This is a genomic window from Sphingosinicella sp. YJ22, assembly GCF_011320075.1.
Lineage (GTDB): Bacteria > Pseudomonadota > Alphaproteobacteria > Sphingomonadales > Sphingomonadaceae > Allosphingosinicella.
Window position 1 is genome coordinate 1 of the sequence record NZ_JAANPA010000079.1, and the last position, 2,523, is coordinate 2,523.

Sequence of the window (2,523 nt, forward strand, 5' to 3'; positions counted from 1 at the left end):
CCAGCCCGCTCCGCAGGCGCAGCAGCCCGCTCCCGCCGCCTCGGCCCCAGCGCCGCGGCCGCAGCCGCGCCTGTCCGGCCCGACCATCCAGGTCGGCGCGTTCCCGAGCCAGGCGGCCGCGGAAGGCGAATGGCGCCGGCTCGCGGCGCGCTTCTCCTATCTCGGAGCGCTTCAGCATCAGGTGATGGTCCACCAGCGCGGCGGCCAGACATTCTATCGCCTGCGCGCCGCCGGCGCCGACGCGAGCGCCGTCTGCCGCCGACTGCGCGCCGCCGGCCAGCCCTGCATGGACGTCAACGACTAGCGATCTCCATGTCATCCCCGCGAAAGCGGGGATCCAGCTCCTTCTTTTGCGCTGAACAGGAAGCTGGTTTCCCGCTTTCGCGGGAATGACGGGGAGAGGGCACGAGGCTAGAGCGGGTTCATGCTTCCCGCGATCCTCGGCCTGTCAGGCCTCACCCTCACCGACGACGAACGCGCGCTGTTCCGCGCGGCGCAGCCGGCCGGCTTCATCCTGTTCGGGCGCAATGTCGCCGATCCGGAGCAGCTGCGCGCGCTGACCGATGCGCTGCGCGCGGCGGCCGGGCGCGACGACCTGCTGATCATGGTCGACCAGGAGGGCGGCCCGGTGGCGCGGCTGCGGCCGCCGCATTGGCCCGAATTTCCGGCCGGGGCGCGGATCGGCGCGCTTTACGAGACGGCCCCGATCAGCGGCATGGAGGCGGCCCGAGTTAACGCGCTGGCGATGGCGCTGGTCCTGCGCGCGGCCGGAATCAATGTGACGACCCTGCCGCTGCTCGACCTTCGGCATGACGGCGCGCATCCGGTGATCGGCGAGCGCGCGTTCGGCGCCGATCCGCTGCTCGTCGCCGCGCTCGGCCGGACGGTGCTCGACGGCCTCGGAGAAGGCGGGGTCGCCGGCGTGATCAAGCACCTTCCCGGCCACGGCCGCGCCGACAGCGACAGCCATGTCGCGCTGCCGGTCGTGGACGCTGCGGAGGAGGAGCTCGCCGCCGACCTGCTGCCGTTCCAGGGCCTCTCCGGACGCGCGCGGATCGGCATGGCCGCGCATATCCTCTACACCGCCTGGGACGCCGAACGGGCCGCCAGCGTGTCGCCGGTCGTGGTCGATCAGGTCATCCGCGGCCGCATCGGTTTCGCCGGGCTGCTGGTCAGCGACGATGTCGCGATGCACGCCCTGACCGGCAGCGTCGAGGAGCGTGCCGCCGCGGTTCTCGCCGCCGGCTGCGACCTCGCTCTGTGCTGCTCGGGCGACTTCGCGGAAAGCGCGCGGCTCGCCGAAGCGCTTCCGCCGTTGCGCGAGGAGAGCGCGGGGCGGCTGGCTCGGGCGGTGCCGTCCGCGGCTCAGCCGGAGGCGGATATCGCGGAGCTGATCGCCAAACGCGACGCGCTGCTCGCGCATGTCCGCCCAAGTTATTGACACTGGTGTAAGCGCTCACGATCTTGGTGGCATGTTCCGCCACCCGATCGCCATCGACAGCGCCGACATCGACCATATGGGGCATGTCAACAACGCCGTGTACCTGAAGTGGGTGCAGGAATCGGTGGTGGCTTATTGGGAGAAGGCGGCGCCGGCCGAGGCGGTCTCGTCGCACCTGTGGGTCGCGCTCAAGCACGAGATCACCTACCGCAAGCCGGCCTTCCTCAAGGACCCCGTGATCGCCGAGGTGGTCGCCGACGGAATGCAGGGCGCCCGCGCCTTCTTCAGCACCCTGATCAAGCGCGGCGAGGACATATTGGCGGAAGTGAAGAGCAGCTGGTGCTGCCTCGACGCCGACACGAAGAAGCCGGCGCGCCTCGCCCGCGACGTCGCCGCCCGCTTCCTGAAGCCTTAGCCGCCCGAGCCGAAGCAGGCCGCGTCGGGGACCAGCACCCCCGATCTGATCTCGTCGACCACGCGCAGGGCACTCAGCGTGGTCGGACCCGAAGCGCCTCCGCCCAGCCGGACGGCGAGCCCGGTGAGCACCGTTTCGGCATCGTCGAACGCCGTGCACAGCAGCGGCAGGAGATCCGGCTGCTCGGAAGCCGCCCGGCGCAGGAGCGAGATCAGAACCGCCTGCAAGGCGGCGACCTCGGCATGAAGAATGGCGGCGTCTTCCGTGGTCATTGGCGTCGAACCGGCGCCGCGGGCCGTGGTTCCCTCCGCGTGCCCCGGAAGCGCTCTTCGGCTGCAACCAAAGCCGACCGACCTAACCAAATAGGCGATCTGACGTTGACTTCGCGTTGCTAATTAGGTACGTATGGGGCCATGGCGGCGAAGCGGGAGGAGACGCGGCGGAGCACGCTCACGCCGGCGCGGAGAGCGCGGTTCCTTCGGGTGCTCGGCGAAACCGCGAACGTGACCGAGGCGGCGCGGGCTGCCGGCGTGGCGCGGATGATCCCGTACAATCTGCGGCGGGCCGACGAATGGTTCGCGCGGGCCTGGGACGCGGCGCTGGCCGGGGCGCCGGCGAAGCTGGCGGCGCGGCAGCCCGGCGCGCTGGCCTGGGTGCGGCGGGCGGC

At 71.2% G+C, this 2,523-nt stretch carries 4 protein-coding genes and 1 pseudogene; 4 read left to right on the top strand and 1 reads right to left on the bottom strand.

Going from position 1 to position 2,523, the window contains the following annotated elements; translation table 11 throughout:
* The 3 genes from G7B71_RS15500 to G7B71_RS15510 all read left to right on the top strand — a co-directional run.
* Positions 1 to 304, top strand: a 304-nt coding sequence (locus G7B71_RS15500; RefSeq protein ID WP_166042580.1) for an SPOR domain-containing protein, incomplete at its 5' end; no start/stop codon positions are given.
* Positions 305 to 424: 120 nt separating this feature from the next.
* A complete protein-coding gene (gene nagZ, locus G7B71_RS15505; protein WP_166042583.1) occupies positions 425 to 1,441 on the top strand; it encodes a beta-N-acetylhexosaminidase in 1,017 nt (338 codons plus the stop codon).
* 31 nt (positions 1,442 to 1,472) lie between these two features.
* Positions 1,473 to 1,856 (top strand): thioesterase family protein, encoded by a 384-nt coding sequence (locus G7B71_RS15510; protein WP_166042585.1) that lies wholly within the window; start codon positions 1,473 to 1,475, stop codon positions 1,854 to 1,856.
* Here the strand turns inward: G7B71_RS15510 and G7B71_RS15515 are convergent.
* The gene (locus G7B71_RS15515) at positions 1,853 to 2,128 is read right to left on the bottom strand and encodes a hypothetical protein (RefSeq protein ID WP_166042587.1); all 276 of its coding nucleotides are present in this window, start codon (positions 2,126 to 2,128) and stop codon (positions 1,853 to 1,855) included. The two genes, G7B71_RS15510 and G7B71_RS15515, sit on opposite strands and share 4 nt — an antisense overlap.
* Positions 2,129 to 2,269: 141 nt before the next feature.
* On the opposite strand from G7B71_RS15515, the pseudogene G7B71_RS15520 reads away from it, so the two are divergent.
* Positions 2,270 to 2,523: pseudogene (locus G7B71_RS15520) on the top strand (hypothetical protein); the annotation flags it as partial.

Bases quoted from the DNA above. Each gene is read 5' to 3' on its own strand.
- G7B71_RS15510 (WP_166042585.1), top strand. From the start codon at position 1,473: ATGTTCCGCCACCCGATCGCCATCGACAGCGCCGACATCGACCATATG.
- G7B71_RS15515 (WP_166042587.1), bottom strand. From the start codon at position 2,128: ATGACCACGGAAGACGCCGCCATTCTTCATGCCGAGGTCGCCGCCTTG.
- nagZ (WP_166042583.1), top strand. From the start codon at position 425: ATGCTTCCCGCGATCCTCGGCCTGTCAGGCCTCACCCTCACCGACGAC.